Below are 1,844 nucleotides of genomic sequence, written 5' to 3'. Positions count from 1 at the left end.
TGGCAATAGAAAGCTAATATCATTTTATGACAATTACCTTTAATAAAAATATCCCCCATCTCCCCATCTCCCTATCTCCCTATCTCCCCATCTCCCTATCTCCCCCTCTCCCCACCCTCCCCACACTTCTTTTAGTTATAGATTTACAAATATGAAATGCACCCAACATCTACAACTTCAACCCTCCCTGCTGTAACTTCTTAAAGGGATCGAGAATAAAATCAATAATCCGACGCTGGCGCACAATCACCTCAGCCATGGCCGTATCTCCAGGACGCAAGGGAATACACTTATCAGCCGAAGCTATACAATCCTGCTTCAGTTCAATTTCTAAATCATAAACTGCTCTTTTACCATTAGGAGTATCCACCTCAGAGGTAGTAGGAGAAATGTCTACTAACTGTCCTGCTACGACTCCATAATCCTGAAAGGGATAGGCATCAAATTTAAGCTTCACTGGCATTCCTGTCTCTAAAGAACCACTTTCAGTCGTTGCCATCTGCCCTCGAATTACCAACACCGAACCTGAGGGTGCAATTTCCGCCACCATAGTTCCTGACTGCACTACCGCTCCAGCCGCTTGAATCGGTAATTCAAACACCGTACCACTGACCGGTGCCTTTAACACTCGTTGCTTTAACTGAAGCTGCAACGAGTTAATCTCACCCTTACTTTGAGCAATTTCTGAATTGAGGGTAGTTATTTGTGTATCCAAATTCTTCAATTGTTCCTCCACCCTCAGCAGCGCTAATTTACCCGAGTGGCTCAGAGTCTGATAACTTCTTTGTTGTTCCTTTAGTCGTAACTGTGCCTGTTCAATCTCTGCTCGCGCTTGTCGAAGGCTTCGTTCATAACTACTCTGTTGTTCAGTTAGACGTAACTTACTCTGCTCAATCTCTGACTTGGTTTGTTCATACAACCGTTGCCTCTCCTGTAGCAAATCTTCCCGGTCTACTACTTGGATTTCCGAAACAATGCCTTCTTGATAGGCATCCTTGTAACGGTTCACCTCCCGCTCAGCATTATCCAAACGATTCTCAATTATATTAAAAGACTTTTGACTAAGTTTAAAGGTCTGACGCGCCTGATTAACTTGAGCTAACTTTTCTTCTTGTTGTAAATCATAGGAATTCTTCAGAGCCTCCAGATTCTGTAGCGCTTGGTCTACTTGTGTTTGTTTTTCCAACACTTGAGCTTGATTTTGTTGCTGCTGAGTTGCCAATGCTACCACTAATTGATTTTTCAGCAACTCTAACTGAGACAAGCGATTTAAGTGACCTTTTAACTTATCTTGTACTTGCCTTAGCTCTGAATTAACTAACTCAGATTCTAATACTAATAACTGTTGTCCAGCGTCTACTTTATCTCCCTTTTTTACCTTAATATATTCTACGGTTCCCGCCACAGCTGCATCCAGCCTCACCGTGTTTCCTTTCGGTTCTAGTCGTCCCCTAGCCGTACCGGTTTCATCTACTTGAGATAGTATAGCCCAGGGCAAAATCAGGCCAACAAATGTGATTAGAAAGTACATCAGTCCCCTTGTCCAAACTTGGGGTAAACTATCGAGTAGTTCTTGAGTGGCCTCAGACCAATCATCCCGAGATGAAGCTGGTGTTGGAGAAGTCAAGGTTTCTTGGTGTTGTTGGGGGGCAGGATCTCCGTTTACTTGTCTGTTTAATGTATTTGGCATGGGTTTAGTGATTAGTAATTAGTGATTTAGCAAATAAAACAGGGAGTAGGGAGTAGGGAGTAGGGAGTAGGGAGTAGGGAGTAGGGAGTAGGGAGTAGGGAGTAGGTAACTAGTGATTAGTTATTGCTCAAAACTGTTAGACGTTATTTTATAG

The 1,844-nt window shown here is 43.0% G+C and carries 1 protein-coding gene; it reads right to left on the bottom strand.

Translation table 11 applies throughout. From position 1 onward, the window contains the following. Nucleotides 1-169: 169 nt before the first annotated feature. Nucleotides 170-1,690 (bottom strand): HlyD family efflux transporter periplasmic adaptor subunit, encoded by a 1,521-nt coding sequence (locus F6K49_RS45155; RefSeq protein ID WP_075896096.1) that lies wholly within the window; start codon nucleotides 1,688-1,690, stop codon nucleotides 170-172. Nucleotides 1,691-1,844: the final 154 nt, after the last annotated feature.

The organism is Moorena sp. SIO3I6, from assembly GCF_010672095.1.
This window is presented reverse-complemented; position numbering and strand designations above follow the sequence as displayed.

Excerpts from the sequence above, each read along its gene's own strand:
- F6K49_RS45155 (WP_075896096.1), bottom strand. The coding sequence starts at position 1,690 with ATGCCAAATACATTAAACAGACAAGTAAACGGAGATCCTGCCCCCCAA.